This is a genomic window from Aquabacterium sp. (assembly GCF_014378415.1).
GTDB lineage: Bacteria > Pseudomonadota > Gammaproteobacteria > Burkholderiales > Burkholderiaceae_C > Aquabacterium.
The window spans coordinates 1-3,527 of sequence record NZ_JACMNS010000130.1; the positions used below are offsets into that span (position 1 = coordinate 1).

Here is a 3,527-nt window from a genome sequence, read left to right on the forward strand (position 1 = left end):
GGGCCGCAAAAACACCTGGTGGGGACGCCAGCTCGTCGTCAAGCGCATCATTCCGCCAAGGTCACACGGTTGAGTTCATCCAGCGTGGACTCGCCCCGCAGCACACAGGCCAACGCCGATTCGCGCAGCAACCTGGTGCCGCTGGACCGCGCATGCGCCTTGATCCGGATCAGCGAAGCACGGCTGACGATCAGGTCACGCAGGGTGTCGTCCATCAGCAAAATCTCGGAGATGGCCTTGCGCCCCTTGTAGCCCGTGCCGCGGCATTGCGGGCAACCCACCGCTTCGCGAAAGTGCCCATGCGTGTCCAGTGGCAGCATGGCGGCCTTCAGGTCACCGGCCTGCGGCTGCCAGGGCCGCGCACAGTGCGTGCACAGCTTGCGCATCAGGCGCTGGGCCACCACGCCGTTCAGGGCCGACACCACGTTGTACAAATCCAGCCCCATGTGCATGAAGCGGCCCACCACGTCGAACACATTGTTGGCGTGGATGGTGGACAGCACCAGGTGCCCGGTCAGCGCGGCTTGCGAGGCGATCTGCGCGGTTTCCGCATCGCGGATCTCGCCCACCATGACGCGGTCCGGGTCGTGCCGCAGGATGGAGCGCAGGCCGCGCGCAAAGGTCAGGCCTTTCTTCTCGTTGACGGGGATCTGCACCACGCCGCTCAGTTGGTATTCCACCGGGTCTTCGATGGTGATGATCTTGTCGCGGCCATCGTTGATCTCTTGCACCACGGCGTACAAGGTGGTGGTCTTGCCACTGCCGGTGGGGCCAGTGACCAGCAACATGCCATAGGGCTTGCCCGCCAGGCGGCGCACCACGGCGCTGTCGTCGGCATCGAAGCCCAAGCCTTCCAGGCTCAAGGCCTCGGCCTCGGTGGACAAGCGCGATCGGTCCAGAATGCGCAGCACCGCGTCTTCGCCAAAGCTGGAGGGCATGATCGACACGCGGAAATCAACATCGCGCACGCCACTGTCCACACTTTGCTGCACGCGCAGCTTGAAGCGCCCATCCTGCGGCAAGCGGCGCTCGCCGATGTCCAGCTCGGCCATCACCTTCAGGCGCGACACCAATTGCTCGGCCACCTCGCGCGAGCCCACGTCGCCCACCTTCACCATCACGCCATCCAGGCGGTGGCGGATCACCATGCCCGATGCGGTCGATTCCAGGTGCAAATCACTGGCCTGGGCTTTGAGCGCGTCGAACAAAGTGGCGTCCAGCAATCGCACCACGGGGCTGCTCTGGCGGCTGATGGTGTCCACCGACAGCGCGTGACCAGCTTCTTCTGTGCCCGACTCATCGTGGCCCACGTGGGCAAACGTGCCACGGGCTTCGAAGTCGGCTTCACCCAGGGCCAGCAACTTGGACAAGGCTTCGTCGCTCACCTGCCGCCAGCGCAATGATTGGGCCACCTGGCGGCCCACGGCATCGCGCAGCATCACATCGTCGGGCGTGGGGCTCAGGGCCCACAGGATCTGGTTCGCATCTCGGGCCACCACCACGCGCAAACGCATGGCTTGCGCCAAGGACCAGCGGGACCAATCAGGCTGGTGATCCTGTGCAGGCGCGAGCTCAGGCGCTTGGTGGGGCACCGATTGCAAGACCGCGCTCATTGGATCTGCTCCGCCACCTGGAAGATGGGCAGGTACATCAGCACCACGATGCCGCCAATCAACACGCCCATGATCAGCATCAGCACCGGGCTGACCACGCGGCCCACCCAATCGGTGAAGCGGGCCAGTTCCTCGTCATAAAAGGTGGCGGCCCGGTCCAGCATCGGGCCCAGCTCGCCGGTGTGTTCGCCCACGCGCATCATGCGCAATGACACGGGCGTGGTCAGTTGATGCTGGTGCAGGCAGTCGGACAGGCGCGCGCCCTCGCGCACCCGCTGCGTGGCCGAGGCCAGCGCTGGGCGCAATGAGGGGCTGACCAGTTCGGCCGAGGCCTCCAATGCCGCCACCACCGCCACACCGGCTTGCAGCAGCAGGCCCAAGGTGCGGTACAGCGCGGCCAGTTCGACCAGGCGCAGGCGCTCGCCCACATAGGGCACTTGCCACAACCAGTCGGACACCGCCGCGCGCACCGTGGGCGCACGCCAGGCCGCCGCCGCCGCTGCGACCAAAGCCGCCAAGCCCATCAGCACCAGCCAGGGGTGCTCGCCCACGGCCTTGCCCGTGCTGAGCAGAACGCCCGACAACCAGGGCAACTCGCCACCCATGCCTTCGTAGATGTCGGCAAAGCGCGGCACCACGAACACCGTCAAGAAAGTGATCACCAGGAAGCTGGCACTGATCAGGATGGCCGGGTAGATGGCGGCGCCCACCAGCTTGTCGCGCAGGCCACTCAACCAGGCCAGGTAGACGGCATGCTGGCGCAAGGCCTCGGGCGTCTGGCCGGTGCGCTGGCTGGCTTCAATGGAGGCGATGAGCAATGAGCTGAAGGCCACCGGTGTCAAGCGCATGGCTTGTGACAAGGTCTTGCCTTCTGACAAGGCCTCGATCAGCGAACTCAGCACCTGGACCACGGGCTTGGAGGCTTCCTTCTCGCGCAGCGTGATCAGCGATTCCAGCAAGGGGATGCCGGCATCGAGCAACACCGCCAGCTCCTGGCAGAACAGGCGACGCGGGAAGTCCTTGGCGCGCAGCACAGGCGTGCGCGGCGCAAACAGGGTATTCAGAGAGGGGAGGCTCATGGTGGGACCCTGCAGCATCACCAATTGGTGATGTCCTGGTCTTCGCCCTCGCCGCCTTCGCGGCCATCCTTGCCCAAGGAGAACACGTCGTAGTCGCCATGCTCGCCGGGCGCGCGGTATTGGTACTCGCGGCCCCAGGGATCCTTGGGCGGCGCCTTGCGCAAGTAGGGGCCCCACCAGCGGGCCTCGTCACCAGGCTTGACCCACAGGGCACCCAGGCCCTGCTCGGTCGCGGGGTAGTGGCCGGTGTCCAGGCGGTATTGGTCCAGTGCCTTGCCCAAGGCATCCAGTTGCGCCGCTGCCGTTTTTACTTCGGACTTGCCGATCTGGGCAAAAAACTTCGGGCCCACATAGCCCGCCAGCAGGCCGATGATGACCAGCACGACCAGCAATTCGAGCAGGGTGAAGCCCGACTGGCGGAACTTGGGGACGAGCTTAACCAACGCCCCAACTCGGGGCGTTTTGCACTTGTTCATCAAGGGGATCCTTCATGCCCCGCCAAACCTCGCGACGGGGAGAACCATGATCCTATCGGGCCATTGCTGACAGCTTTGTGACAAGTCCTTTCAGCGCGCCAGTTGTCTTCATACTGACATGTAGCCTGCCTACCCTGAAGCGCCGAGCCGCACGTGACCCGTGCGAACTTGCAAGCATGCGACTTGCTTACACTCGGCAGGTGTTCTCGGACACCCCCGGGGATGCACCACCATGTCTCTTCATTCACCACCACACTGGAGTAATGAACATGAACCCGCAAGTCTCTTCCTCGCGCACCAATGTTGTCTACCGCCGCACCCAAAAAGGGCAAGCTGCGGCCATGCCCTCAGTGGCGCCC

General features: G+C 64.8%; 3 protein-coding genes. All 3 read right to left on the bottom strand.

Going from position 1 to position 3,527, the window contains the following annotated elements:
* Nucleotides 1-47 precede the first annotated feature (47 nt).
* From H7225_RS12125 to gspG, 3 genes are read right to left on the bottom strand one after another with little or no spacing between them, the layout of a single operon-like run.
* Nucleotides 48-1,613, bottom strand: coding sequence for a GspE/PulE family protein (locus tag H7225_RS12125; protein ID WP_290662142.1), 1,566 nt, complete (start codon nt 1,611-1,613; stop codon nt 48-50).
* Entirely contained in the window at nt 1,610-2,692 is a 1,083-nt protein-coding gene (locus tag H7225_RS12130; RefSeq protein ID WP_290662144.1) for a type II secretion system F family protein, read from the bottom strand. Before H7225_RS12130 ends, H7225_RS12125 begins: the two co-directional genes overlap by 4 nt.
* A 17-nt stretch (nt 2,693-2,709) precedes the next feature.
* Complete coding sequence (gene gspG, locus H7225_RS12135) at nt 2,710-3,168, bottom strand: type II secretion system major pseudopilin GspG (protein ID WP_290662146.1); 459 nt, start codon at nt 3,166-3,168, stop codon at nt 2,710-2,712.
* Between the last annotated feature and the right edge of the window lie 359 nt (nt 3,169-3,527).